The organism is Streptomyces sp. NPDC107575 (genome assembly GCF_055657265.1).
Map to the genome: position 1 here is coordinate 147,531 of NZ_JBVKBG010000012.1, position 25,045 is coordinate 172,575.

21 protein-coding genes are annotated in these 25,045 nt (G+C 71.2%); 14 read left to right on the plus strand and 7 right to left on the minus strand.

Translation table 11 applies throughout. The features are described 5' to 3' along the window. Positions 1-5: 5 nt before the first annotated feature. A complete protein-coding gene (locus ACZ7L4_RS40970; RefSeq protein ID WP_472110160.1) occupies positions 6-455 on the minus strand; it encodes a NanQ anomerase/TabA/YiaL family protein in 450 nt (149 codons plus the stop codon). After that, positions 452-3,487, minus strand: coding sequence for a glycoside hydrolase family 2 TIM barrel-domain containing protein (locus ACZ7L4_RS40975; RefSeq protein WP_472110161.1), 3,036 nt, complete (start codon positions 3,485-3,487; stop codon positions 452-454). Before ACZ7L4_RS40975 ends, ACZ7L4_RS40970 begins: the two co-directional genes overlap by 4 nt. A gap of 178 nt (positions 3,488-3,665) precedes the next feature. Here ACZ7L4_RS40975 and ACZ7L4_RS40980 point away from each other — a divergent pair, with 178 nt between their 5' ends. From ACZ7L4_RS40980 to ACZ7L4_RS41010, 7 genes are all read left to right on the plus strand, one after another. After that, positions 3,666-4,691, plus strand: a complete 1,026-nt coding sequence (locus ACZ7L4_RS40980; protein WP_472110162.1) for a LacI family DNA-binding transcriptional regulator — start codon at positions 3,666-3,668, stop codon at positions 4,689-4,691. A gap of 192 nt (positions 4,692-4,883) precedes the next feature. Continuing rightward, a complete protein-coding gene (locus ACZ7L4_RS40985; protein WP_472110163.1) occupies positions 4,884-5,780 on the plus strand; it encodes an ABC transporter substrate-binding protein in 897 nt (298 codons plus the stop codon). 4 nt (positions 5,781-5,784) lie between these two features. Beyond that, positions 5,785-6,705 carry an amino acid ABC transporter permease gene (locus ACZ7L4_RS40990; protein ID WP_472110164.1) on the plus strand — a complete coding sequence of 307 codons (921 nt, stop codon included), beginning with the start codon at positions 5,785-5,787 and terminating at the stop codon, positions 6,703-6,705. A 59-nt stretch (positions 6,706-6,764) separates the two neighbouring features. Continuing rightward, a complete protein-coding gene (locus ACZ7L4_RS40995; protein ID WP_472110165.1) occupies positions 6,765-7,517 on the plus strand; it encodes an amino acid ABC transporter ATP-binding protein in 753 nt (250 codons plus the stop codon). 5 nt (positions 7,518-7,522) lie between these two features. Beyond that, on the plus strand, positions 7,523-8,755 hold the full coding sequence (locus ACZ7L4_RS41000) for an NAD(P)/FAD-dependent oxidoreductase (RefSeq protein WP_472110166.1): 1,233 nt from the start codon (positions 7,523-7,525) through the stop codon (positions 8,753-8,755). A gap of 170 nt (positions 8,756-8,925) precedes the next feature. After that, the gene (locus ACZ7L4_RS41005; RefSeq protein ID WP_472110167.1) at positions 8,926-9,369 is read left to right on the plus strand and encodes a hypothetical protein; all 444 of its coding nucleotides are present in this window, start codon (positions 8,926-8,928) and stop codon (positions 9,367-9,369) included. 4 nt (positions 9,370-9,373) lie between these two features. Continuing rightward, a complete protein-coding gene (locus ACZ7L4_RS41010) occupies positions 9,374-10,018 on the plus strand; it encodes a hypothetical protein (RefSeq protein WP_472110168.1) in 645 nt (214 codons plus the stop codon). 24 nt (positions 10,019-10,042) lie between these two features. Here the strand turns inward: ACZ7L4_RS41010 and ACZ7L4_RS41015 are convergent, their stop codons facing one another. After that, entirely contained in the window at positions 10,043-10,981 is a 939-nt protein-coding gene (locus ACZ7L4_RS41015) for a LysR family transcriptional regulator (protein ID WP_472110169.1), read from the minus strand. Positions 10,982-11,086: 105 nt separating this feature from the next. Between ACZ7L4_RS41015 and pcaD the strand changes: the two genes are divergently transcribed. Then, complete coding sequence (gene pcaD / locus ACZ7L4_RS41020) at positions 11,087-11,893, plus strand: 3-oxoadipate enol-lactonase (protein WP_472110170.1); 807 nt, start codon at positions 11,087-11,089, stop codon at positions 11,891-11,893. A gap of 44 nt (positions 11,894-11,937) precedes the next feature. On the opposite strand, the gene ACZ7L4_RS41025 is transcribed toward pcaD, so the two are convergent. After that, positions 11,938-13,083, minus strand: a complete 1,146-nt coding sequence (locus ACZ7L4_RS41025; protein WP_472110171.1) for a Glu/Leu/Phe/Val family dehydrogenase — start codon at positions 13,081-13,083, stop codon at positions 11,938-11,940. A 222-nt stretch (positions 13,084-13,305) separates the two neighbouring features. Between ACZ7L4_RS41025 and ACZ7L4_RS41030 the strand changes: the two genes are divergently transcribed. Continuing rightward, positions 13,306-14,229, plus strand: a complete 924-nt coding sequence (locus ACZ7L4_RS41030; RefSeq protein ID WP_472110172.1) for a LysR family transcriptional regulator — start codon at positions 13,306-13,308, stop codon at positions 14,227-14,229. On the opposite strand, the gene ACZ7L4_RS41035 is transcribed toward ACZ7L4_RS41030, so the two are convergent. Next, positions 14,190-15,140 (minus strand): LysR family transcriptional regulator, encoded by a 951-nt coding sequence (locus tag ACZ7L4_RS41035; RefSeq protein WP_472110173.1) that lies wholly within the window; start codon positions 15,138-15,140, stop codon positions 14,190-14,192. The genes ACZ7L4_RS41030 and ACZ7L4_RS41035 overlap by 40 nt on opposite strands. 265 nt (positions 15,141-15,405) lie before the next feature. On the opposite strand from ACZ7L4_RS41035, the gene ACZ7L4_RS41040 reads away from it, so the two are divergent. Genes ACZ7L4_RS41040 through amaB form a run of 3 tightly spaced genes read left to right on the plus strand, consistent with a single transcriptional unit; the run spans position 15,406 to position 19,593 of the window. After that, positions 15,406-16,581 carry an NAD(P)/FAD-dependent oxidoreductase gene (locus tag ACZ7L4_RS41040; protein WP_472110266.1) on the plus strand — a complete coding sequence of 392 codons (1,176 nt, stop codon included), beginning with the start codon at positions 15,406-15,408 and terminating at the stop codon, positions 16,579-16,581. Positions 16,582-16,617: 36 nt separating this feature from the next. Further along, positions 16,618-18,021, plus strand: coding sequence for a 2-oxoadipate dioxygenase/decarboxylase (gene hglS / locus ACZ7L4_RS41045; RefSeq protein ID WP_472110174.1), 1,404 nt, complete (start codon positions 16,618-16,620; stop codon positions 18,019-18,021). 42 nt (positions 18,022-18,063) lie between these two features. Beyond that, positions 18,064-19,593, plus strand: coding sequence for an L-piperidine-6-carboxylate dehydrogenase (gene amaB / locus ACZ7L4_RS41050; protein ID WP_472110175.1), 1,530 nt, complete (start codon positions 18,064-18,066; stop codon positions 19,591-19,593). A gap of 109 nt (positions 19,594-19,702) precedes the next feature. Here the strand turns inward: amaB and ACZ7L4_RS41055 are convergent, their stop codons facing one another. After that, a complete protein-coding gene (locus tag ACZ7L4_RS41055) occupies positions 19,703-20,137 on the minus strand; it encodes an Lrp/AsnC family transcriptional regulator (protein WP_472110176.1) in 435 nt (144 codons plus the stop codon). Positions 20,138-20,217: 80 nt separating this feature from the next. On the opposite strand from ACZ7L4_RS41055, the gene ACZ7L4_RS41060 reads away from it, so the two are divergent. After that, positions 20,218-23,187 carry an aminotransferase class III-fold pyridoxal phosphate-dependent enzyme gene (locus ACZ7L4_RS41060; protein ID WP_472110177.1) on the plus strand — a complete coding sequence of 990 codons (2,970 nt, stop codon included), beginning with the start codon at positions 20,218-20,220 and terminating at the stop codon, positions 23,185-23,187. A gap of 20 nt (positions 23,188-23,207) precedes the next feature. After that, positions 23,208-23,402, plus strand: a complete 195-nt coding sequence (locus ACZ7L4_RS41065) for a hypothetical protein (protein ID WP_472110178.1) — start codon at positions 23,208-23,210, stop codon at positions 23,400-23,402. Between the two features lie 46 nt (positions 23,403-23,448). Here the strand turns inward: ACZ7L4_RS41065 and ACZ7L4_RS41070 are convergent, their stop codons facing one another. Beyond that, positions 23,449-24,927 carry a DHA2 family efflux MFS transporter permease subunit gene (locus ACZ7L4_RS41070; protein ID WP_472110179.1) on the minus strand — a complete coding sequence of 493 codons (1,479 nt, stop codon included), beginning with the start codon at positions 24,925-24,927 and terminating at the stop codon, positions 23,449-23,451. Between the last annotated feature and the right edge of the window lie 118 nt (positions 24,928-25,045).

The following is a 25,045-nucleotide window of genomic DNA, read 5'->3' on the forward strand; positions in this document are numbered from 1 at the left end:
TGCGGCTACTTGTTGTGGAAGGTGGCGCCCTCCACGGTCACGTGGGCGACGACCGCCGTCGTCGCGGGTGCCGACAGGACACGGACCGCGTCGTCGGGTCCTGCCACGAGGACGGCGCCGCGCGGGACGGTGTGCCGCTCCCCCGTGCCGCGCAGATACTGACGGTCGGTCAAGTCGCTGTATCCCACGGCCCCTTCCAGCGCAGCCACGGGGGCCGACTCGATCTCGGCGTCCCCGTCGACGGGCGACAGGACGTACAGGTACCGGCGGCGGGCGACAAAGGCGTCCGTGGCGAGCGCGTCGGTGTGCTCGCGCATCGTCGTGAGCGAGTCACCCACCGAGTACATGACGCCGAGGGGGCGTCCCTCGGTGCGCAGCGCCTGGAGCGTCCGCTCCCACTTGGTGACACCGCCGAGCACCTCTTCGAGGTGGGCATGGTCGCGGAAGATCCTCACGAGGCGGTCCCTTCGTCGTGGTGGGGCGCGGCGGCGGACACCGAGCGCAGGTCGAGCTCGAAGCGGAACGGCTCGAAGCGGACCCGGTGGGTGTCGAGGACCTCGCTGCCCCACGAGTTGGAACCGAGGCCGAGCACACGGTGGTTGATGTTCACGGTCACGCGGTCCTCCGCCGCGAGGTCGGTGCGGTGCCGCGCGGCGTCGATCGCCGCCGCGGAGTACGGCCACGCCGAGAACGCGAAGGGGCCCGAGGCCACCGCCCGCACGGCCAGCCCGTCACCGTGCGGGTCGGTGAGGGCCGCCCAGCGCACCTCGCCGCGGTTGGCGCAGTCCTGGGGCACGACGTACGGGGTGAACATGTCGTCGACGGAGGTGTGCCAGCGGCCGAGGGTGGCGGCCGCGCGGGAGTCCGGGTAGTTCTCGCCGGGCCCGAGGCCGTACCAGTCGACGGCGCGCAGCTCGCGCGGGACCGCGAAGGACAGACCGATGCGGGGCACGATGTCGCGGTAGTCGCCGACGGGTTCGCCCGCGACGACCAGGTGTACGCCGTCGGCGGCGAGGGTCCAGGTCAGCGAGACACGCATGGCGATGTCGAGGGTGGGTGGCGCGATGCGCTGGGCCACCTCCACGACGACCGCGCCGTCCTGCTCCCGCCACGAGATATCACGCGTCGAGGTCTGCAGGTGCGCGAGGAACCGGGGCGCCCACAGCTCGTCGTTCTCCTGCTGGTGGTTGTCGATCAGGGGCTTCCAGAAGCCGACGCGGGGCGGCTCCTGGAGGAGTTCGCGCCCGTGGCTGCGCCACGACAGGGCGCCGGTGAGCAGGTCGACCGTGTACCGGTCGCCGGCCGGGGTGGTGACGGTGAGCGAGGTGGCGTCGGCCTCGGCGGCGACGGCCGCGCGCTTCACCGGCCCTGCGGTGCGGCGGGAACGATCGGCGACGAGCGTCTGGAACCGGCCCAACTCCCGCATCGGCTCCGCCCATTCGTGCGCGGTGGTGGACAGGACGCGGGCGCTGACATGTGTCTCGCCGTGCGCCGCGACGTCCGTGTGCACGACCTCGCTCCATGCCTTGCCGGGCGGCACGGGGCCCGGGGTGAGTGTGCGGGAGCCGACGACGCGGCCGTCGTGCAGCGTTTCGAGGACGACCAGCACGTCGGACAGGTCGGTGAACCAGCGCCCGTTCGTCACGGTGCACACCCCGTCCGCGTACTCGACGCGCACAGGGCAGATGACGTGCTTGTACTCGACGAGTCCCGGGCTCGGCTCCTGCCACGGGAAGACCAGTCCGTCGATGCAGAAGCTGCCGTTGTGCGGGAAGTCCCCGTGGTCGCCGCCGTAGGCGTGGTACTCGCGGCCGTCGTCCGTGGTGGCGACGAGGCCGTGGTCGCACCACTCCCACAGGAAGTGCCCCTGGATGCTGTCCCAGGTCTCGAAGACCCGCTGGTACTCGGCGAGTCCGCCGGGCCCGTTGCCCATGGCGTGCCCGTACTCGCACAGGATGCGCGGCTTGGGGTGCGGGTGCTCCCCCATGTCGTTCATCTGCGAGACACGCGAGTACATGGTGGAGATGACATCGACGACCTCGGCGTCCCGGTCCTCCTCGTAGTGCACCGGGCGTGTGGGGTCGAGTTCCTTGCAACGCCGGTACATGGCGGGGATGTTGCGCCCGTACCCGGACTCGTTGCCCAGGGACCACATGACGATCGAGGCGTGGTTGCGCTGCGCGAGCACGTGCCGCTCGATCCGGTCGACGTACGCGGTCTGCCACGCCTCGTCGTCCGTGATCCGGGACAGGTCGCCGATGTTGGCGAAACCGTGCGTCTCCAGATCCGTCTCCGCGAGCACGAACAGGCCGATGCGGTCGCACAGTTCGTAGAAGCGGGGGTCGTTCGGGTAGTGCGCGGTGCGCACGGCGTTGATGTTGTGCTGCTTCATCAGGTGCAGGTCGCGCTCGACGCGGGCCATGCCGACGGCGCGCCCGTGCCGGTCGTCGTGGTCGTGCCGGTTGACGCCGTGCATCTTGAACGGTGTGCCGTTGAGCAGGAGGCGTCCGTCGACGATGGTCACCTCCGCCAGGCCGAGGCGGTGCGGCACATGCTCCACGGTCCCGTCGGCGGCGCGGGCCGTCAGGCGCATGTCGTACAGGTACGGGTCCTCGGGGTTCCAGAACCGTGCGCCCTCGACGACGAGCGTGGCGTCCGTGCCCGGTGTGACGGCGCGCGAGGCGACGAGGCGCTCGCCGTCGTACACCTCCCAGGTGACCTCCGGCTCCCCGACGGCACTGGTCGTCAAAACAAGTTCGGCGCGGTCGTCCGCGAGGCGGTGGGTGCGCACGAAGAAGTCGGCGAGGTGCGCGGCGGGCCGGCTCAGCAGATAGCAGTCGCGGAAGATCCCGGACGCCCACCACATGTCCTGGTCCTCGAGGTACGTGCCGTCCGAGTACTGGAGCACCTTGACGACGAGGTGGTTGGTGCCGGGGTGTGCCACGTCGGTGACATCGAACTCGGCGCTCAGGCGCGAGCCCTTGGTCATGCCGACGTAGGCGCCGTCCCAGTAGATCTCGGCGTAGCTCTCGACCCCGTCGAAGCGGAGCACGGTGCGCTCGCCGTCCGGCGTCTCGGGCAGTTCGACGGTGCGCTGATAGACGCCGGTCGGGTCGTCGGCGGGCACCCGCGGCGGGTCGACCGGGAACGGGAAGCCTTCGTCGGTGTACTGCAACCGCCCATACCCGTCGACCTGCCACAGGTGCGGCACGCGCACGGTGTCCCAGCCCTCGGACTCCTCGGCGAGCCCGGCGGCGGGGACGCGCGCCGGGTGGTCGAAGAGCCGGAACCGCCAGTCGCCGGTCAGATCGACGAAGCCGCGCGAACGGCGGCGGTCCATGGTGCGGGCCAGCTCGGCCGTCTCGTAGCCGAAGAAGTACGCCCGCGCGGGCAGCCGATGGCGTCCGGTGAGGGCGGGGTTCTCCCAGTCCGCCGACTCCCGGTCGGCCCGGTCCCGGTCGGCCGGGTCCGTGAGGTGGATCGTCATGATCCGGAATGTAACCGGTTACATTCGTGCGTCACAACAGCCGTCGAATGTGACCTGGATCTCACCTCGCGCGTCCGCACCCGCCGTCCTGACAGCACGTCATCTGGGCGATACTGAGCACTGCACTTCGTTGTTCGTCCTGGTCACGGGCTCCCTGCCCGTACGGAAAGGTCCCCCGATGCCCCGAGGCAGGCCCGGCGCTCCGCGCTCCGTGACGATCGCCGATGTCGCCCGCGAGGCGGGGGTCTCGCGCGCGACGGCCTCCCGCGCGCTCAACGACTCGGACCTCGTCACGCCCGAGACGAAGCGCGTCGTGCAGGAGGCCGTGGAGCGCACCGGCTTCGTGCTGAACGCGCGCGGCCGCGCCCTGGCCACCGGCCGCGCGGAGACGGTGGGCGTCCTGGTGACCGAGCCGCTGGACGAGCTGTTCGACGACCCGACGTACGGCAGGGTGCTGCGCGGTGTCGCGGAGGGGCTGACGGGCAGCGGCTTCCTGCCGGTGATCATTCAGGCGTCCAGCGAGTCGGAGCGCGCGCTCGCGCTGCGCAGCTTCGGCCGGCGCTCGGTCGACGCGGTCGTCCACCTCACCCCGTACCGGGGCAGCGACCTGCTGGAGTCCCTCGCGGGCACCGGGCTGCCGGTGGTCCTGTGCGGGCAGCTCGTCGACTCGCCGTACGACGGGATCTTCTCGACGGTCTACTCCGACGACGTGCGCGGGGCCCGCCTCGCGGCGGAGCGGGTGCTCGCCGACGGGCGCGAGCGGGTGGCCGTCGTGCTCGGCCCGGCGGACAACCCGGCGACCGTCGACCGCCGGCGCGGCTACGCGGAGGTGCTCGGGTCCCGCCTCGACGAGGCGCTCGTCGTGCACACCGGCTGGGACACCGCGGCCGGACACGCGGCGACGGCCCGCCTGCTGGAGGCGCACCCCGACATCGACGCGGTTCTCGCGGGCTCCGACCGCATCGCCGTCGGCGCGCTGGCCGCCCTGCACGCCGCCGGGCGGCAGGTCCCCGGGGACGTCGCCGTGGTCGGCTTCGACGGCCATGCCATCGCCGAGACCTCGGAGCCGCCGCTGACCACGGTCGCGCAGCCGCTCGTGCAGGAGGGACATGTCGCGGCGCGTCTGGCCCTCGACATGATCGGCGGTGCGGCCCCGCGCACCGAGGTGCTCGAGATGAGCCTGGTGTCTCGCGTGTCCGCCTGAGCGCGTCTTCCTTCCCCACCCCGCGGCCAGGGTAAGCAACGCTGCGCTTCGGCAGTCATTTCTGTGGTGCTGCTGAGCCTTGTGGAGCGAACCGTCGGTTCCGGATAGTGGCCTTGATCGGCGCAGCAGTGGTGTCCCCACACGTCGCCACGCGTCGCACCACGTCGCCGCAAGTCGTCGCGAGGGGAAGACATGAAGGCCAGGAGGCGTCGGGGCACAGCCGCCGCGCTCGCCCTGAGTTGCGCCGTCGCCCTGACGGGATGCGTCAAGAACACCGAGCACACCGGCAGCCCGGCCGGACCGAAGGTGAAGGTCGCCGCGGAAGCCGAACTGGCCGGACTGGTACCCAAGTCGGTTGCGGACAAGGGCTACTTGAAGATCGGCATCGGACCCAACTACTTCCCGAACGAGTACCGCGACTCGCACAACAGAATCGTCGGCTGGGACGTCGAGATCGGCGACGCGATGGCCGCCAAGCTGGGCCTGAAGGCGAAGTACGTCGAGTCGAACTTCCCCCGGATCCTGTCGGGCCTCGGCGTCGGGGACTACGACATCGGGGTCTCGTCCTTCACCGACACCGCCGAGCGTCGGCAGAAGGTCGACTTCGTCGACTACTACAAGGCCGGCACCCAGTGGGCGAGCGGCACCAGGACCGAGAAGGTCGGCCCGGACAACGCGTGCGGCAAGACGGTCGGCGCGCAGAACAACACGTACCAGCTGCTCGACTATCTGCCGGCGCTCAGCAAGAAGTGCCTCAGGGCCGGGCAGCCACCCATCAAGATCGACTCGTACGACGACCAGACGCAGTCCACGACCGCCGTGGCGGTGAGCAAGGCCGACGCGAGCGTCGCCGACTCGCCGGTGACCGCGTACGCCGTGAAGCAGAGCCACGGCCAACTGCGCCTGTCCAGCGGCATCTTGGAGGCCGCGCCGTACGGGACACCGCTCAAGAAGGGCAGTGATCTGAGCCGCGCCCTGGTGGCGGCGTTCGAGGCGATCGAGAAGGACGGCACGTACGACAAGATCCTGAAACGTTGGGGGGTGCAGGCCGGTGCCGTCGACACGTTCGAGGTCAATGGAGGCTCCTGAGCCGGTGTCAGCGGGTACGGCGCTCCGGCCCGGGGCGGACACGGACGACATCCACGCCGTGCCGCTGCGGCACCCGTGGCGGTGGGTGTCCGCGGCGGTCGTGGTGGTGCTGGCGGTGCTGTTCGCCATCAGCGCCGCGGGCAACGAGAACTATCTGTGGCACACGTACCTGAAGTACCTCTTCGACCAGCGCATCTCCAAGGGCGCGGGCGTGACGGTCCTGATCACCCTGATCTCGATGCTGATCGCGACCGCGGCGGGCCTGCTCGCGGCGGTGGCGCGGATGTCGGAGAACTTCGTGCTCCGCTATGCCGCCTGGCTGTACATCTGGGCCTTCCGCGGCACTCCGGTCTACGTACAGCTGGTCTTCTGGGGCCTGTTCACCAGCCTGTATCCGCGGATCGGGCTCGACATCCCCGGCGTGGGCCTGCTGTTCGGCGTCGACACCAAGCCGTGGTTCACGCCGATGGTGGCCGCCTGCATCGGACTCGGCCTGAACGAGGGCTCGTACATGTCCGAGGTGATGCGCGCCGGCATCCTGTCGGTGGGCCAGGGGCAGCGCGAGGCCGCCGCGGCGCTCGGCATCCCCCGCGGCAAGATGATGCGCCGCATCGTGATGCCGCAGGCCATGCGCGTCATCATCCCGCCGACCGGGAACTCCCTGATCGGGATGCTCAAGACCACGTCGCTCGTGGTGGCCATCCCGGTGTCGGTCGAACTGTACGTCCGGGTGCGGGACATCTCCGGGGTGCTCTACCAGCCGGTTCCGCTGCTGCTCGTGGCGTGCACGTGGTACCTCGCGATGACGAGCGTACTGATGGTGGGTCAGCACTTCGTGGAGAAGCACTACGCGCGCGGTGACGCGCGGGCGGCGCGCGGGCGTCAGCGGCGCGCGGCGGCCGACGAGGACGGTGAGAAGGCGTGACGGCAACCCCTGAATCCCGTACGGACAACCGGACTTGCGGCCCCACGGACAGCCCACTGATGGTCGAGGCACGCGCCGTGCGCAAGCGCTTCGGCGACGCGCAGGTACTGAAGGGCATCTCACTCGAGGTGGCTCCGGGCACCGTGACGGTCCTGGTGGGCCCCTCCGGCTCCGGCAAGTCCACCTTCCTGCGCTGCATCAACCACCTGGAGCAGGTCGACGGCGGCCGTCTGTACGTGGACGGGCGCCTGGTCGGATACCGCGAACAGGGAGGCAAACTGTATGAGTTGCACCCCAGGGAGGCGGCCCGTCAGCGGCGTGACATCGGCATGGTGTTCCAGCGCTTCAACCTGTTCCCGCACATGACGGCGCTGGAGAACGTCATCGAGTCCCCGGTCCAGGTGAAGCGGCAGAGCAAGGCCGCCGCGACCCGGCGCGCCCGTGAACTCCTCGCCGAGGTGGGCCTGTCGGAGCGCGAGCACGCCGATCCCTCCCAGCTGTCGGGAGGCCAGCAGCAGCGCGTGGCGATCGCGCGGGCTCTGGCCATGGACCCGAAGCTGATGCTGTTCGACGAGCCGACGTCGGCGCTCGACCCGGAGCTGGTCGGCGAGGTCCTGGAGGTCATGCGCAAGCTGGCCAGGAGCGGCATGACGATGATCGTGGTGACACACGAGGTCGGCTTCGCGCGCGAGGTGGGCGACCACATGGTGTTCATGGACGACGGCATGGTCGTCGAGCAGGGCACACCCTCGGCGGTCCTCGACGACCCGCGGCACGAACGCACCCGCGCCTTCTTCTCGAAGGTGCTGTAGACGACGTGGGAGCAACGGTGACGTACGACAGCACAGTCGCGGCCGGAGTCGGCTGGGACACCGTGGACGTGGCCCGGGACTGGGTCGGTCTGCCGCCCCTGAGGGGCGATGTGACGGCCGACGCGTGCGTGGTGGGCCTGGGCGGCAGCGGACTCGCGGCCGTCGACGCGCTCCTCGACCGCGGCCTTTCGGTGGTCGGCCTCGACGCGGGCCGGGTGGCGGCGGGCGCGGCGGGCCGCAACGGCGGCATCCTCTCGGGCGGCGGCGCCATGTCCCTCGCCTCGGAGGCGAACGGTGTGCCCCGCGCCGACCGGATCGCGCTCTACCACGACAGCGACGCCGAGCTGCGGCGCCTGGAGACACAGCTCGGGCCCGCGGTCGTCGAGCGCGCTCCGCTCTACCGGATCGCCGGCTTCGTGCGCGGCCCGCGGGACGACGCCGAGCGGGCCCTGGAGGCCGAACACCTCGCCGCCCTGCGCGCGGACGCGGCCGTCATGCGCGAGGCGGGCATCCCGGTCGAGGACTACGACGGCGAGATGGGCCGCGGCCTGGTGCTCCCGAACCGGGCCCGCATCAACCCGACGGTACGCGCCCTGAAGTTGGCGACCCACTGCCTCGAGCGCGGCGCGGTACTGCACGAGAACAGCCACGTCGCAGGCATCGAATCGGGCGCGGCCCACACCGGCGAGGGCACGGTTCGGGCACGCGTGATCCTGGTGGCGGTCGACGGCAAACTGGACGCGATTCTCCCCCAACTCGCGGGCACGGTGCGCTCGGTACGCCTCCAGATGCTCGCCACCGCACCGCTCTCGCGCCGCATCCTGGACGGCCCGCTCGGCTGCCGCGACGGCTTCGAGTGGATGCAGCAGGACGCCGAGGGCCGCCTGCTCATCGGGGGCGGCCGCGACCGGTACGAGTCCGCCGAGAACACCCTCGACGACCACCCCACCGCCCCGGTCCAGCGCTGGATCGACCAGCAGGCCGAACGCGCCGCGGGCGAACCCGTGCGGGTCACCCACCGCTGGGCGGCATCGGTCGGCTACACCCCCGACCAGCGCGCCCTGTGCGTCCCCGTGCACGACGGTGTCATGGCGGTGGGCGGCTACTCGGGCTCCGGCAACCTGGTGGGCCCGCTGGCCGCGCGGACGGCGGTGGGGCGGCTGCTCGACGGGGCGGAGGTGCCCGGGTACTTCCGGGCGCGGGTGTTGGGAACGGTGAACGAAGCTCCGGCGAGGTGACTCGCATAGCACGGACGATCTCCCCAGTGACCGACCAAGAGTCATCAGAAACGGCCTAGCCGAGCATGCGGTTCGCCTGGGAAGTGCGCCCGATATGACAATTGGTCAGTTCGAGGGGAAGTCACCTAGGGTGCTTACGTAGCCCTCCTGGGCATGTCACAGTCTGCGACGTGAAGAAGATCACTGCACTCGTGTCACCTGTCGCGGCGGCGACAGTGCTCCTCGTCGGCTTCTCTGCTCCAGCCCAGGCGGGTCCGCACTGGAACAGGAGTGTCAAGTGCACAGCAACCGATCCTGACGGTCGGCACGTCCCCACCCGCGTTGGCAACGGTGAGCTGGGATGGAGTCACTTCTCCGGCAAGCACAACATCAAGAGGTGCGCCATCGTCAACATCCCGATCCAGGGGAACGTCGACGATGTACAGGGGCACAACATCCAGTACTGGGGATGGGCCTCGAACAGGGCTCACGGACGCGTGAAACTCATCGTCAAGGTGCGGTACGCGCGCAAGACGGCCGACAAAAGGTACGACGCAGGGCGTGGCAACGTGGTCGGGGTAATCACTGCTTACTGCAAGGGCATGCAGAAGTGTCCAAACTGGGTGAATGAATAGTTTCGTGAGCGAGGACGACCGAGAGATCGAAGAGCTTCAGGTGGAAGTGGTCGACCTCCTGTTGAACTTCGTCTACGCGCCACTACTGGAGGACCAGCACGTACGCGGGGTTCTGCCCGCGCCGACTTGTTCCCCGGCGGTGCGAGCTGTTCTCGGCGACCGGGGCGAGTGTGCCCCGGATCGACTGGCCGCGTACGAGATTCCGCTCCGGCAGGATGACGAACTGCGTACCGCGCACGACGTCGTCGCTTTGCTTCGTGCGGTGCACACCGGCACGCACATCTACCCCGCAAATGGGATTACTTCCACCATGGGGATGGACCTGTACCTGGTCGATCCGGAGCACGTGGAAGAGGCCCCCTTCACCACGGACGACTGGTCTGCCACGTTGCTGCGGAGCCTTGCTCATCCATCCGAGGAGCGGGCCAGGTCACACCTTCGCGGGTTCCTTTTTCGCGACGACGGCCTGCTGCGTCTGTACATGGACAGCGACGAGGTCCCCGGTGTGATCGCTGCGGACGTGCGGCCCGGCGGTGCGCTGACTGCGCTGTTGGCAGCACTTCCTTCCTTGCTTGAAGAGGAATGGCGGGCGGCCGATGCCGGGGACGACCCGCACTGCCGATATCTGGTAGATCTCACCGGCTGGTGAGCAGCCTCGCACCGGACGTGCGCGTTACGTCAACTCCCGGTCAGGCACGGGGTGGGCGACGGGAGGCGGTTTCAGCACCGGTGCCTGGCGGGCCAAGAAGTCCCACAGTTGGTCGGCGACCGGCCCGTGCGGCCGGTCGCGCCGACGTGCTGCGGAGAGTTCCTCGACGACACCGGGAAAGTGCCGTCCGGCGATGGAGATCAGGCGTCCGTCACTCAACTCGGTCTCGATCATGAATCGCGGCACGTGCCCCCACGCCATGCCGTGCAGGATCAGTTCCTTCTTCATGAGGTGGTCAGGTACGGAGCTCTGGGGCGCGCCCTCGACCAGGAAGTGACCTGGCTCGGACGGATGCCGCGCCGAATCCCGGATCACGCATTGGGTGAAGGTCTGCATCCGCTGCGGGGTGATGTCGGTGTCCGGAGGGAAGGGCAGGAAGCCGGGTGCCACGACGGGCACCAGCGCGATGCGGCCGAGGTCGATCCACTCCATCCGCACGTCGCTCTTGGGGACCCGGTGGACGATGAGGTCGGCTTCGTCCTCCAACAGCCGCTCCCAGGGGCCGGTGACGGTCTCGGACTGCAGATGGAGGCGTGTCTGCGGGCGTTGCGCGAAGAAGCCGCTGAGCAGCTCGAGGACCGGTGGAAGCGGGCACAGGTCCCCGAGTACCACGCGCAGCTCGGCCTCTTCGCCCATTGCCAACTGCGCGGCGTAGGTCCCCAGTTCCTCGGCCTCGTGCAGCAGGACGCGCGCCTTGCGGTGAAAGGCGTGTCCGGCATCGGTGAGCCGCACCCGATAACCCGAGCGATCCAGCAGTTCCAGACCCAGCTGGCGCTCCAGCTTGGCGACCGCCGCGAACACGGACGGGTGCGAGCGGTGCAGCAGATCGGCGGCGGCCTGGAAGCCGCCGCCGCGCACGACGGCGTCGAAGCACTGCAATTCGTGGAGCGTGAAGTTCGACATCGACATTGTCCAGCGAACCTACAGTCTGCGTTCGATCTTTGTAATAGAAGTCTGCAGACGGTGTTCCTAGGCTGAGCACATAGCCGCCGGATCACTGGAGTTGCCATGACTGCGCACACCCCCACCGCCATCACCACCGGAGACGGTGTCCGCATCGCCTACCGCTTCGACGGTGACGAGGACAAGCCCGTACTGCTGCTCTCGAACTCCATCGGCACCGACCTCCACATGTGGGACGGCCAGGTGCCGGCCCTGACCGAGCGCTTCCGGCTGCTGCGCTACGACGCGCGCGGCCACGGTGCCTCCGATGCCCCGAGCGGCCCGTACTCCCTGGACCGCCTTGGGCGCGACGTGGTGGAGCTGCTGGACGCCCTGGACCTGCGGCGGGTGCACGTACTGGGTCTTTCGCTGGGCGGAATCGTCGCCCAGTGGCTGGGGATCCACGTCCCGGAGCGCGTCGACCGGCTGGTGCTCTCCAACACCGCCGCACACCTCGGCCCGGCGCACCAGTGGGACCGGCCGATCACGGAACTGCTGGAGGCCCCCGACATGCAGGCCACCGCGGAGAACTTCCTGCACAACTGGTTCCCGGCCCACATGCTGCGCGGTGACAACGAGGTCGTCGAGGGCTTCCGCCGCACTCTGCTCGCCACGCGGCGCGAGGGCGTGGCCGGGAGCTGGGCCGCGGTACGGGACTACGACCTGCGTCGCACGGTCGCCCTCATCCACAGCCCGACCTTGGTCATCGCGGGCGAGCACGACACCGTCACATCGGCCGACCACGGCAAGGAGCTCGCCGCGGCCGTCCCCGGGGCGCGGCTCACCGTCCTTCCCGCGGTGCACATGGCGAACGTCGAGGGGCAGGCGGAGTTCCTGGAGGCCGTGGTGGGCTTCCTCACCGACGGGTCGTGAAGCGGAGGGCGGGTCACGCCCCGCCCCAGGACAGCCTGCCTCCGCTACGCCCGGATCCGCCCCTTGCTCACCATCGCCTCCCGCACCCGCTGTTCCGCGAGACCGCGGCCCGCCGCGTGCGGGGTGATGGCACGGCGGGCGGCCTCGTCCAGGACCGTCACCGCGTTCTCCCGCAGGCGTTTGCTGATCATGTCGAAGATGGTGGGTGTCTCGGGGCGGAAGCCGGAGTAGCGGGCGTCCATGGCGAAGGCCGCCGCCACGACGCCGCCCGCGTTGGCCACGAAGTCGGGCAGCACGTGGACGCCCCGGTTCTCCAGGACCTCCTGGGCCTCGGGTGTGGTCGGCAGGTTGGCTCCCTCCACCACGAGTTTCGCCTTGACCTGGTGGGCGGTCGAGGCGTCGATGACGTCCTGGAGGGCGGCCGGGACGAGGATGTCGCAGTCGACGGTCAGCTCCTGGCCCGGTGCGATCGGGGTGCCCGCGGGGTGGCGGGTCACGAAGGCGTCGCCGTGTTCCTCGCGGGCGGCCTCGAGGGCGGTCACGTCGAGCCCGGCCGGATCGTGCAGGGCGCCTTGTGCGGTGGACACGGCCACGATCGTGGCGCCGAGTTCCGCGAACCGCCGCGCCGCCGCGTGCCCCACGGCCCCGTACCCCTGGAGCGCCACCCGCGCCCCCGAGAGCGGCAGCCGCAGGTGGTGTGCGGCGGCGTCGGTGGCCTCCGCGACGCCGTAGCCGGTGACGCCGAGCCGGTCGTAGGCGACCCCGCCGAGCTGGGCCGGGGTGCCCACCGCCGCGCCCCGGTCGCCGAGTTCGTCCTGGATGACGGCGGCGTCGTTCTCGGTCAGGCCCATGTCCAGGCCCATCACGTACTCGCGGGGCACCTCGTTGGACAGCGCGCGGGCGAAGGCGCGCAGCACCGCCTCCTTGTCGGGCGAGGCGGGGTCCGCGACGATGCCGGCCTTGGCGCCGCCGTAGAAGAGGTCGACGCTTGCCCACTTCCATGTCATCACCCGGGCCAGGCGGGCGACTTCGCCGACGGAGACGGTGGGGCTCATGCGGGTGCCGCCCTTGCCCATGCCGCGCGCCGTGTTGTCGATGACCAGCACGCCCTTCATGCCGGTGCGGCGGTGCGAGACGACGACGATCTTCTCGGGGCCCCAGTCGTCGACGAGGGAGAGTGCGTCGGTCACAGTGCTGGTCCTTGTCTCTACGCAGGATGGCTGGGTCTGCCCGGGGTGGTGGCCGGTGTGGCAGGTCCGGTCGCGCGACTTCACCCTCCGCGTCCGACGCCGCGCCTCACAAGGGTCAGCAGCACGAGACTCTTCTCCTTCCAGCCCCAGTGATGCTTATGCTGTCCGCGCACGCTGTCGGAGCGCCGCCGTGGGGTCCAAGTTCCGGGAGGTTCCGGGTTGTTGAAGCCGCAGCACCTGCTCACGCTGAGGACCGTCGTGCGTACCGGATCGTTCGTCGACGCGGCGCGCGAGCTCGGCTACACCTCGTCGGCGGTCTCCCAGCAGATCTCGGCGCTGGAGAAGGACACCGGCCTGGTGCTGTTCGAGCGGGAGGCGCACGGGATCCGGGCGACCTCGGCGGCGGACCGCCTCGTCGAGCTGGGCGCCCCGCTCCTGGCCACCCTGGAGGAGCTGGACCAGCAGGTGCGACGGCTCGCCACGGGGGCGACCGGACGGCTGCGGCTCGGCAGCTTTCCCACCGCGGGGGTGCGGCTCGTGCCCGCCGCGCTGTCGGCCCTGACCTCGGCCCATCCGCACGCCGAGATCCAGTTGCAGGAGGGCGAGCCGAAGGAGCTCGTCGCCGCCCTGGACGCCGGTGATCTCGATGTGGCCCTGGTGTACGAGTACGGGCTGAGCCCTCAGCAGTGGCCCCCAGGCCTGACGCCTCACCAGCTGCTGCGCGAGGACCTCGTACTGCTGCGGGCCCCGGGCAGCAGCCGCGGCACGCGGCTTTCGGGCCTGTCGGGCGAGCGCTGGATCACGAGCCGGGAGGACACCGCCGGGGCGCTGTCGCTCGACCGGCTGTGCGCGGCGGCCGGCTTCCAGGCGAGCGTCGCCTTTCGCAGCAACAACTACGACGTCGTACGGGAGTTGGTGTCGACGGGACAGGGCGTGGCGATCGTGCCGGGACTGGCCCATGTGCCGAACGCGTCGGTGCGGGCGAGCCGGGTCACCCAGCGCTCGGCCTTCCGCCGCGTGCTCGCCCTGCACCGCCGCGGCAACACCAACCCGCTGCTCAAGGCGGCGATCTGCGCGCTGCGCGGCGCCGTGCCGACCGGTCGGCCCTATGTGCACGGGGCGGGCGACGGGGACGGCACCGTGTAGGGCCGGTCTCCTGGATCGGGCTGGGCACCTTTCCGCAGGACGTCGACGAGGGCCGCCACCGCCGGGCGGTTCTCGGCGAAGGAGCGGAACACCACCACGATGTCGCGCTCCATGACGTCCTCCAGCGCCAGCACGTCCAGGTGGGAGGGGCGCAGCCTGAGCATCAGGTCCGTCACCACGCTCACCCCGACGCCCGCCTCGATGAGGGCCAGCGTGGCCGCCGTGTCCGTGACCTCGTGCAGGACCCGGGGCTCGAACCCGGCGCGGCGGCAGGCGGTCAGCACGGCGCGCCCGTAGTAGCTGTCGGCGAGCGGGAGGATCCAGCCCCACTCGGCGGCGTCGGCCAGGGCGACCGTCCGGCGGCCGTGCGCGGTGCCGGACGGCACGGCGAGCGCGAACCGTTCGCGGGCCAACCGCACCATTTTCAGCGCGGGTTCGCGCCGGATGGGCACGTCCGGGTAGTCGAGGCCGATGGCCAGGTCCACCGTTCCGCCCGCCACGGCGCCGTACACCTCGTCGACGTCCATGTCGCGGCTGCGGACGGTCACCGCGGGGTGCAGTTCCCGGATGCGGCGCAGGGCGGGCGGCAGGATCTCGGCGGCCGCGGAGGCGAAGAGACCCACCCGGAGCGTGCCGGACACCTCGTTGCGGGTGCGCTCCAGCGCCTCGACGGCCTCGCCGTGCGTGGTCAGGATGCGTTCGGCGTGCGCCGCCAACACGGCGCCCGCGTCGGTGAGTTCGACGCGTCTTCCGGTGCGCCGCAGCAGCCGGGTACCGGTGGCCTTCTCCAGCGCGGCGAGCTGCTGCGAGACCCCGCCCGGCGTGTACCCCAGGGCGTCCGCGACGGCGGTGACGGTCCCCCGCCGGGTCAGTTCGACCAGGGACCGCAGCTGCGCACTCGTCCAGTCCATGCCGGGGACTCTAGGTGACTCCCAGCGGGCCGGCGGCGGAAACCGTATAGATCCACTAGACGATCGTGAACAGTAACTGTTGATGGACGTCAACGGTTCGGCTGCTGCACGATGGCCTCCAGACAGCTGATCGGCATCGCCTCCGCACCCCGACTGCCCTCGCCACTGACCGCCCTCGCCGCCCCGGACGTCCGGCCGAAGTCCACGCCCGGCAGCGGCTGTTGGAAGGGATCAGCACGTGAAGCATGTGAAGCCCGTGAAGCCCGTGACCTCCTCAGCTTTCCGGACCGTTCCTTCCACCGCCTCCGTCGTGATCATCGGGGGCGGGGTGATGGGCGCCAGCACCGCCTTCCACCTGGCCGAGGCCGGGGTCCGGGACATCGTCGTCGTCGAGCGCGGCGATCTGGCGTGCGGCAGCTCGGGCAAGCCCATCGGCGGGGTGCGCGCCCAGTTCTCCGACCCGCTCAACATCGAGCTGGGCCACCGCAGTCTGCACGCCTACCGGGACTTCACGCGCCGCCCGGGCGCCGACATCCGGCTCGACACCGTCGGCTACCTCTTCCTCCTCAGCACACACCAACAGGCCGACGAGTTCCGCGAGAGCGTGGAGATCCAGAACGGCCTCGGCGTGTCCAGCCGGATGATCGACCCCGCCGAGGCCCGGAAGCTGTGCCCGTACATCAGCACCGACGGCCTCGTCGCCGCCGCCCACTCCCCCGAGGACGGGCACGCCCGCCCGGCGCTCGTCGTGCGGGGATACGCCGACGCCGCCACCCGCGCGGGTGTCACCATCGCCACGCACACCACGGTCACCGGTCTCGACACCACCGGCGACCGGGTCACCGCCGTGCACACCAGCGCGGGCCGGATCGCCTGCTCCGCGGTCGTCTGCGCGGCGGGTGCCTGGTCGGCGCACATCGGTGAGATGGCCGGCGTCGATCTGCCCGTCCGGCCGGTGCGCCGCCAGCTCGCGTTCACCGCGCCGCTCGCGCCGCCCGCCCCGCGCATCCCCTTCACCATCGACTTCTCCTCCACCGGGTACTTCCACAACAGCGACGACGGCCTGCTGTTCGGCCTCGCCGACCCGGCCGAGGAGGACGGCTTCGACACCACGTGGACCCCCGAGTGGCTGGACCTGTTCCGCACCGCCATGCGTGACCGGGCCCCCGCCCTCGCCGACATGGAGACGGTGAGCGGCTGGGCGGGCCTGTACGAGAACACGCCGGACCACAACGCCGTCATCGGCCGCTCCGGCGAGGTCCCCAACTTCCTGTACGCCGCCGGGTTCTCGGGCCACGGCTTCCTCCAGGCCCCGGCGGTCGGGGAGCTGGTGCGCGACCTGTACCTGGAGCGGGAGCCGTTCACCGACATCTCCCCGCTCAGCGCCGACCGATTCAGGACGGGCGCCGCGGTGAGCCGCCCCGAGGCACACGTGGTGTGACACCAATTGCCCACCAAACCGAGCGAAAGGGAGCCCATGTCCACCGTTCCGCAATGGCGCCTGCGGGCCGCGTTCGCCGCCCGCCTCTCCGAGATGTACGGGCGCGAAGTGCCCGCCTACACCACGCTCGTGGACGTCTCGCGCGAGGTCAACGAGGACGTCCTGGGCGAGCGCGGCGCGGACGCCGAACGCCTGGGCTCCATCGGCCGGGTCACCGCCGAGCGGCACGGCGCCATCCGGGTCGGCACACCCCAGGAGCTGTCGCAGGTGGCCCGGATCTTCGCCGCCGTCGGCATGCACCCGGTCGGCTTCTACGACCTGCGGGAGGCCGCCGCCAGCGCCGTCCCGGTCGTCTCCACCGCGTTCCGTCCGGTCGACGGCGAGGAGCTGGCCCGCAACCCGTTCCGCGTGTTCACCTCCCTGCTCACCCCGGCCGACCCCCGCTTCTTCGACGCCGACCTGCGCTCGCGCCTGGAAGCCTTCCTCGGCGCCCGCGAACTCTTCCCGCAGGAGCTGCTCGACCTGGCCGACCGCGCGGCCACCGAGGGGGAACTGCCGCAGGCGCAGGCCGACCTCTTCCTCGAACTGGCCGTGGCGGCCTTCGAGTTGTCGCCGGAGCCGGTCGACCGGGCCTGGTACCAGGAGCTGGAGCGGGTCTCGGCCGTCGCCGCGGACATCGGCGGCGTACGCAGCACGCACATCAACCACCTCACGCCCCGCGTCCTCGACATCGACGAGCTGTACCGCCGCATGACCGACCGCGGCATCGAGATGATCGACACCATTCAGGGGCCTCCGTCCTGGAAGGGCCCCGACGTGCTGCTGCGGCAGACCTCGTTCAAGGCCCTCGCCGAGCCGCGCGCGATGCGCGCCCCCGACGGCAGCGTGACCAGCGGCGCCCTGCGCGTCCGCTTCGGCGAGGTGGAGGCGCGCGGCATCGCCCTCACCCCGAAGGGCCGCGCGCTGTACGACGACCTGCTCGGGCAGGTCGACCAGCAGGCGGCGGGGCATCCGCCGCAGCGGCGCGGCGACATCGCGCGCGAGGTGTGGGAGCAGCACATGCCCGCCGACGAGGGCGAACTGGCCGCGCGGGGGCTCGCCTACTTCACGTACGAGGCGGTTCCCGGGCACGCACGTGCGGGGCATGCCCCGTCCGATGCGGCCGAGTTGGTGCGTAGTGGCCGGCTGCGCGCCCGGCCCATCGTCTACGAGGACTTCCTGCCGCGCTCGGCCGCCGGCATCTTCCAGTCCAACCTCAGCGGCGAGGGCACCCGCGACAGCGCCCAGGAAGGTGTCGCCTACGACGCCGCCTGGCTCTCCGGCGCCATCGGCCGCGACGTACTCGACCCGTACACCCTCTACGCGGAGCAGCAGAGCCGATCGCTCGCGCGGGCCGCCCGAGAGCTGGGGCTCAAGGGCGCCATCGCCCCCACCGGCTGACCCGCCCACCCACTTCCAAGACGACACGACGAGGAGCACACCATGACCGGGACCACCCTCCCCACCACCGACGAACTGCGGGAGCGCGCGCTCGCCGCGCTGGGCCGCGTCGGTGTCACGCCCGAGGACGGCAGCGACTTCCACGCCCGCACGCCGATCACCGGCGAGGACCTCTTCGGCCTGCCGGCCGCGGGCGAGGCGGACGCCGAGGAGGCCATCGCCGCCGCCCGCGCGGCGTTCCTCACCTGGCGTACGACGCCGGCCCCGCGCCGGGGCGAACTCGTGCGCCGTCTGGGCGAGTTGCTGCGGGAGCACAAGAGCGACCTGGCCGACCTCATCACCATCGAAGCGGGCAAGATCCGCTCCGAGGCGCTCGGCGAGGTCCAGGAAATGATCGACATCTGCGACTTCGCCCTTGGTCTGTCCCGCCAGCTCTACGGCCGCACCATCGCCTCCGAGCGCCCCGGCCACCGCCTCGCCGAGACCTGGCATCCGCTCGGCGTCGTCGGTGTCATCTCCGCGTTCAACTTCCCGGCCGCCGTCTGGTCGTGGAACACCGCCGTCGCCCTCGCCTGCGGCGACACCGTCGTCTGGAAGCCCTCCGAGCTGACCCCGCTCATCTCCCTGGCCTGCGACCGGCTGGTGGCCCGGGCCGCCGACGACGTCGGTGCGCCCCGTGATGTGCACCGGCTGCTGCTCGGGGACCGTGGGGTCGGCGAGCGGCTCGTCGACGATCCGCGCGTCGCGCTCGTCAGTGCCACCGGGTCGACGCGGATGGGCCGTGAGGTGGGTCCGCGCGTCGCCGCCCGCTTCGGTCGCAGTCTCCTCGAACTCGGCGGCAACAACGCCGCGGTCGTCACCCCCTCCGCCGACCTCGACCTCACCGTCCAGGGCGTCGTCTTCGCAGCCGCGGGCACCGCGGGCCAGCGCTGCACCACGCTGCGCCGCCTCATCGTCCACCGCGACATCGCCGACACGCTCGTCGAGCGCCTCACGGCCGCCTACCGCAAGCTGCCGATCGGCAACCCCTTCGACGAGAGCACCCTCGTCGGGCCCCTCATCTCCCCCAAGGCGCTCGACGGCATGCAGGGCGCGCTCGACCGCGTCCAGGCCCAGGGCGGAACGGTCCTCGTCGGCGGCAACCGCCGCCTCGCCGACCAGGCGCCGGGGGCCGCCTATGCCGAGCCCGTGATCGTACGCGTCGACGAACAGAACGACGTCGTGCGCGAGGAGACCTTCGCCCCGATCCTGTACGTGCTGACCTACGACACCTTCGACGAGGCCATCGCGCTGCACAACGACGTGCCTCAGGGCCTGTCCTCCAGCATCTTCACCCGCGACCAGCAGGAGGCCGAGCTCTTCCTGTCCTCCGCCGGTTCCGACTGCGGCATCGCCAACGTCAACATCGGCACGTCCGGCGCGGAGATCGGCGGCGCGTTCGGCGGCGAGAAGGAGACCGGTGGCGGCCGCGAGTCCGGCTCCGACTCCTGGAAGGCGTACATGCGCTCCGCCACCAACACCATCAACTACTCGAGCGAGCTCGCCCTCGCACAGAACGTCAGTTTCCTTTGATGTCGCTCGCCGAGGCCGTGGACCGGTTGCGCGCCGAGATCGGCGGCAGCGGCGACGACGTGGAGTGCTCGTGCGTCCGCACCTCGCGCGGCCGGGCGACACGCCCTGATCAGCCGGACCGGCTCACGAGCTCGGTGAGCAGGATCTGGGTGCGGGTGTGGGCGAATCCGGGCATCTGCTGCAACCGGAGGATCACCTGTTCAAGGTGGTCGGTGTCCCGCACCTGCACCAGGACCTGGGCGTCGGCGTTGCCCGCCGTCGTCCAGGCCCGCACGATCTCCTCCTGCTCGTTGAGCGAGGCGGTCAGCTCCGCCCGCGAGGTGCTGGGGGCGACGTAGAGCCCGATCAACGCCTGCACGCCGAGGCCGAGTTGACGCTGGTCGACCCGCACAGTGTACCCGCGGATGACACCCGTCTCCTCAAGGCGCGCGATGCGCCGCTTGACCGAGGAGGCGGCGAGCCCGGTGATCCGCGCCAGGTGTTCCAGCGAGGCGCGGGCGTCTATCGCCAACTCGCGCAAGATTCCGCGATCCGTATCGTCCATGGGCCGAATTCTTGCACCAGGACGCCGAGTTGCGCAGGATCCATCGACAGCCGGTGCACCCGGAATCTAGCTTCCAGCGCATGCAGACCACGATGCTGTCCGCCCTCGCCGCGGACCTGTTCGACGTCCATGCCGAGGCCGTGCCGCTGCCCGGCGAAGCCACCGACAACACGCGTCTGGACGTGGCGGGCCGGCCCCAGTACCTGCTCAAGATGTACCCGGCCGGCACCAGCCCCGTGGAGATCGAGCTCCAGGAGGCCCTGCTCACCCACCTGGCGCGCACCGAATCGGCCCTGCCCACGGCCTCGTTGGTAGCCACCAGCACCGCGACCGTGGCCGGGCACGACCGCACCGCGCACCTCCTCGAATGGATCCCGGGAACCCCGTACTCCCAGGCGGGCCCGGCGGACGCGGACAGGCTGCACGCGCTGGGATCCGCGGTCGCCACCCTGGACGGCGTCCTCGCCGGATTCGAGCACGCCGCGCTCGACCGCTCCTTCCGCTGGCACCCGCTGCACGCGGGCGACCTCGCACGCGCGCTGCCCCATGTCGCCGACGACGTACGGGAGTTCACCGCGAACGCCCTGGCCCGGCTCGGCGAGCTGATGCCCGAGCTGCGCGCCCTGCCGCAGCAGGCGATCCACAACGACGCCAACGACAACAACGTGCTCCTCGACGCGGACGGGCGGATCGCCGCCATCATCGACTTCGGCGACGTGGTGCGCGCCCCGCGGGTGTGCGGGCTCGCCGTGGCGGCGGCCTACGCCCAGCTCGGCCAGGCCGATCCGGTGGCCGCCGGCTGTGCGGTGGTCGCCGGGTACCACGCCGAGGCCCCGCTGACGGCGGACGAGTTGCGGCTGCTGCCGGACCTGATCAATGCCCGCCTGGCGATGAGCATCGCCAACTCCGTCGAACAGCTCGCCGCCGACCCGGACAACGCCTACCTGGACAGCAGCCAGCCGCAGATCCGCGAGCTGGTGCGGTTGCTCGGAGCCGAACCGCGCGAGGTGCTCGTCGCCCGTTTCCGCGACGCCTGCGGCTACCGCCCCGTCCCGGCCGAGCGGGAGATCGTGGCCTGGCTGCGCTCGGCGGCCTGCGACCCGGCGCCCATGCTGCGCACCGACCCGGCCACCGCCCGGATCCACACCATCGACTGGACCGCGCACGGCCCCGCCGATCTGGACATCCGGCACGGCGCCGAGTCGGTGGGGGCGGCGATCGACGCGCACCGCGCCGCCCACGGCGGCACCCTCACCATCGGCCGGTACCGCGAGGACCGCGTGGTGTACCGCTCGGACGCGTTCGCCGGTGGCCCCGGCGGTGAGCGGCGCAGTGTGCACATGGCGCTCGACGTGTTCGACGTCGCGGGCGCGCCCGTCTTCGCCCCGTTCGACGGGACGGTGAAGGCCGTCGAGTTCCGCGGTGCGGACTATGACTACGGCGGTGTCGTCCTGCTCGAACACCGCACGGGCAGCGGCACACCGTTCTGGCTGCTGGTGGGCCACCTCGACCGGCACAGCGCGGAGCAGCTGCGCGCCGGTGACACCGTGCGGCGCGGAGACACCATCGGCCGCCTGGGCACGGCGGCGGAGAACGGCGGGTGGCCCCCGCACACCCACGTCCAGCTGTTCACCACGCTGCTCGGCCGCTCCACGGATCTGCCCGGCGCGGTCCGCCCGAGCGAGGCCGACGTGTGGGAGAGCATCTGCCCCAACCCGAACCTCGTACTGCGCGCAACGGGCGACACGGCCGCCGCCCCGGACCGGCGCGCCGACCAGATCGCCGCGCGCCGCACCGCGAACCTCTCCCCCACCCTGTCGCTGAGCTACGCGCAGCCGCTGCACATCACGGCGGGCGAGGGCGCCGAACTGATCGACGTGCACGGCAGGCGCTACCTCGACCTGGTCAACAACGTCTGCCACGTGGGCCACAGCCACCCGCACGTGGTCGGCGCGATCGCCGAGCAGGCGGCACGGCTCAACACCAACACCCGCTACCTGCACGCGAACATCACCGAGTACGCGCGCCGGCTCGCCGCCACCTTCCCCGACCCGCTGAACGTGGTGATGCTGACGAACTCGGGCAGCGAGGCCAACGACCTCGCGCTGCGCCTGGCCCGCACCGCCACAGGACGCGAGCACATCCTCACCCTCGACTGGGCCTACCACGGCAACCTCAGCTCGCTGGTCGAGATCAGCCCGTACAAGTTCAACCGCTCCGGCGGCACCGGTCCGGGCGAGCGGGTGCGGGTGTGCGACCTCCCCGACCCCTACCGCGGCGCCTTCGGTCCCGACGGACCGCGCTACGCCGAGCACCTCCGCACCCAGTGCGCCGACCTGTCCGCCGCGGGCACCGGCCCCGCCGCGTTCATCCACGAGTCGATCCCCGGCTGCGCCGGGCAGGTCGAGCTCGCCGACGGCTACCTTCCGGCCGCCTACGCCGAGGCCCGCGCGGCCGGCGCGCTGTGCATCGCGGACGAGGTGCAGTGCGGCTTCGGCCGGGTCGGCGAGCACATGTGGGCCTTCGAGCGGCACGGTGTGGTGCCCGACATCGTCACGCTGGGCAAGCCGATCGGCAACGGCCACCCCATCGCCGCGGTGGTCACCACGCCCGAGGTCGCCCGCAGGTTCCGGACCGGCATGGAGTACTTCAACACCTTCGGCGGCAACCCCGTGTCCTGCGCTGCCGCCCTCGCCGTGCTCGACGTGGTCGAGGACGAACGCCTGATGGCCAACGCCGAACGCGTCGGCGGCTACCTGCGCGGGCGACTGACCGCGATGGCGGAACACCACCCGGCGATCGGCGACGTACGCGGGCGGGGCCTGTTCCTCGGCGCGGACCTCGTCGTCGACAGCGCCACCAAGGAGCCGGACCGCGCGCTCGCGAAGCGGGTGGTGGAGGCTGCGAAGCGGGACGGCGTGCTGCTGTCCACCGACGGCCCCGGCGACAACGTCCTCAAGATCAAGCCGCCGCTGGTCCTGAGCCTGGAACAGGCCCACCGCGCCGCCGATGTCATCGAGCGCGCGCTCACGGAGGCGACAGCTCAATGAGCGGGCAGGGCGACCGCTCCATGAGCCGGCAGCTGGACACGCCTGACGAGAGCCGACAGGCGGCCGCGCCCGACGAGGGCTGTCGGCGCGGCCTCACGCCTCGTCAGATCCAGCTGATGGCCATCGGCGGCGCGATCGGCACGGGCCTCTTCTACGGGTCGAGCACGGTCAGGATTGCCGGGTATCGGCCGGCCCGGCACCGCGCTGCGCGGTGATCGTGCCGGGGGGGGGCCGGGCGCCGTATGCCCCGCCCCTCTTCGGCTACGCCGCCGACTCCGGCGCCGAGCGCGCGCTGCGGCCGAAGAACAGCGACGCCGCGAACGCCACCAGCCCGATGACGCCCGCCAGGACGAACGCCGCGCTCAGACCGCTCGCGTCGGGCGCGCCGGACGCGGCGTCGGACGCGCTCGACGCCACGGTGACGAAGACCGCCGTGCCGAAGGCGCCCGCGACCTGCTGCATCGTCGCGAGGATCGCGCTGCCGTGGGAGTGCAGGTGGTCCGGCAGCACGTTCAGGGAGGCCGTCATCAGCGGGGTCATCATCAGCCCGAGCCCGCCCATGAGCAGCAGGTGCATGCCGATGACCGCGACCAGCGAGGAGTCCGGGCCGAGCAGTGAGAACAGCCACAGCGAGGCCGCCAGCGCGCCCGCTCCCGGGATCACCAGCGGGCGGGCTCCGACGCGGTCGTAGAGCCGGCCCACCGGGCGGCCGAGGACGCCGAGGAGCAGGCCGCCGGGCAGGACGGCGAGGCCGCTGACGAAGGTGGTCGTCCCCATGACCGTCTGGAGGTAGAGCGGCAGCAGGATCGCGGCCGCGCCCAGCATGCACATGAACAGCAGCGCGGACAGCAACAGGGCCACGGAGAAGGTGGGGTTCGCCAGCGGGCGCAGGTCCAGCAGGGCGCGATCGCTGCGCTGCAGACGCAGTTGGCGCAGGACGAACACGGTGAGGGACGCCAGACCGGCGACGATCGGCATCCACGGCTCGACGGTGTGCTCCCCGCCGCCGGTCTCGCCGATGGAGGCGAGGCCGTAGAGGACGCCGCCGAAACCGATGGCGGAGAGCACCACCGACAGCACGTCCAGCGGCACCTTCCTTGTCTCGCTGTCCAGGCGCAGCCATATCGCGCCGATCACCAGCGCCACCAGGGCCAGCGGCAGGACGATCCAGAACATCCAGCGCCAGCCCAGCGAGGACAGCACCGCGCCGCCCACCGTCGGGCCGATGGCCGGGGCCACCGCGATGACGATCGTGATGGTGCCCATCATCGCTCCGCGACGCTCCGCGGGGACCAGCCGCATCACGGTCGTCATCAGCAACGGGATCATCACGGCGGTGCCGAACGCCTGCACCACACGGCCGGTGAGCAGCATGCCGAAGCCGGGCGCGAGGGCGCTGATCAGGGTGCCGGTGCTGAACGCCGTCAGCGAGGCCAGAAAGATCTGGCGCGCGGAGAAGCGCTCGAGCAGGAAGCCGGTGATCGGGATGACCACGGCCATGGTCAGCAGGAAGCCACTGGTCAGCCACTGCACGGTCGTCGTGGAGACCCCCAGGTCGACGGTGAGGTCGCGCAGGGCGACGCTCAGGATCGTCTCGTTGAGGATCATCACGAACGCGGACGCGACAAGGACCGCGATGAGGACACCGGCGCGCGCCGGTGTCCCGCCCGCGGGCGGGACGGCCGTACTGCCGTCCTCCCCGGGGGCGTCCACGTTCTCGACGTTGGTTGGCTGGCTCATGTGGGGCTGTACCTCGCAAGAGTCGGTCGTAGTCATCGGCCCGGCAGTCCGGGCCGCTCAGGGCGCTCACCGCAGGGCAGGAGAACGGCGCACACACACGCGGTGCGCACTTACTCCC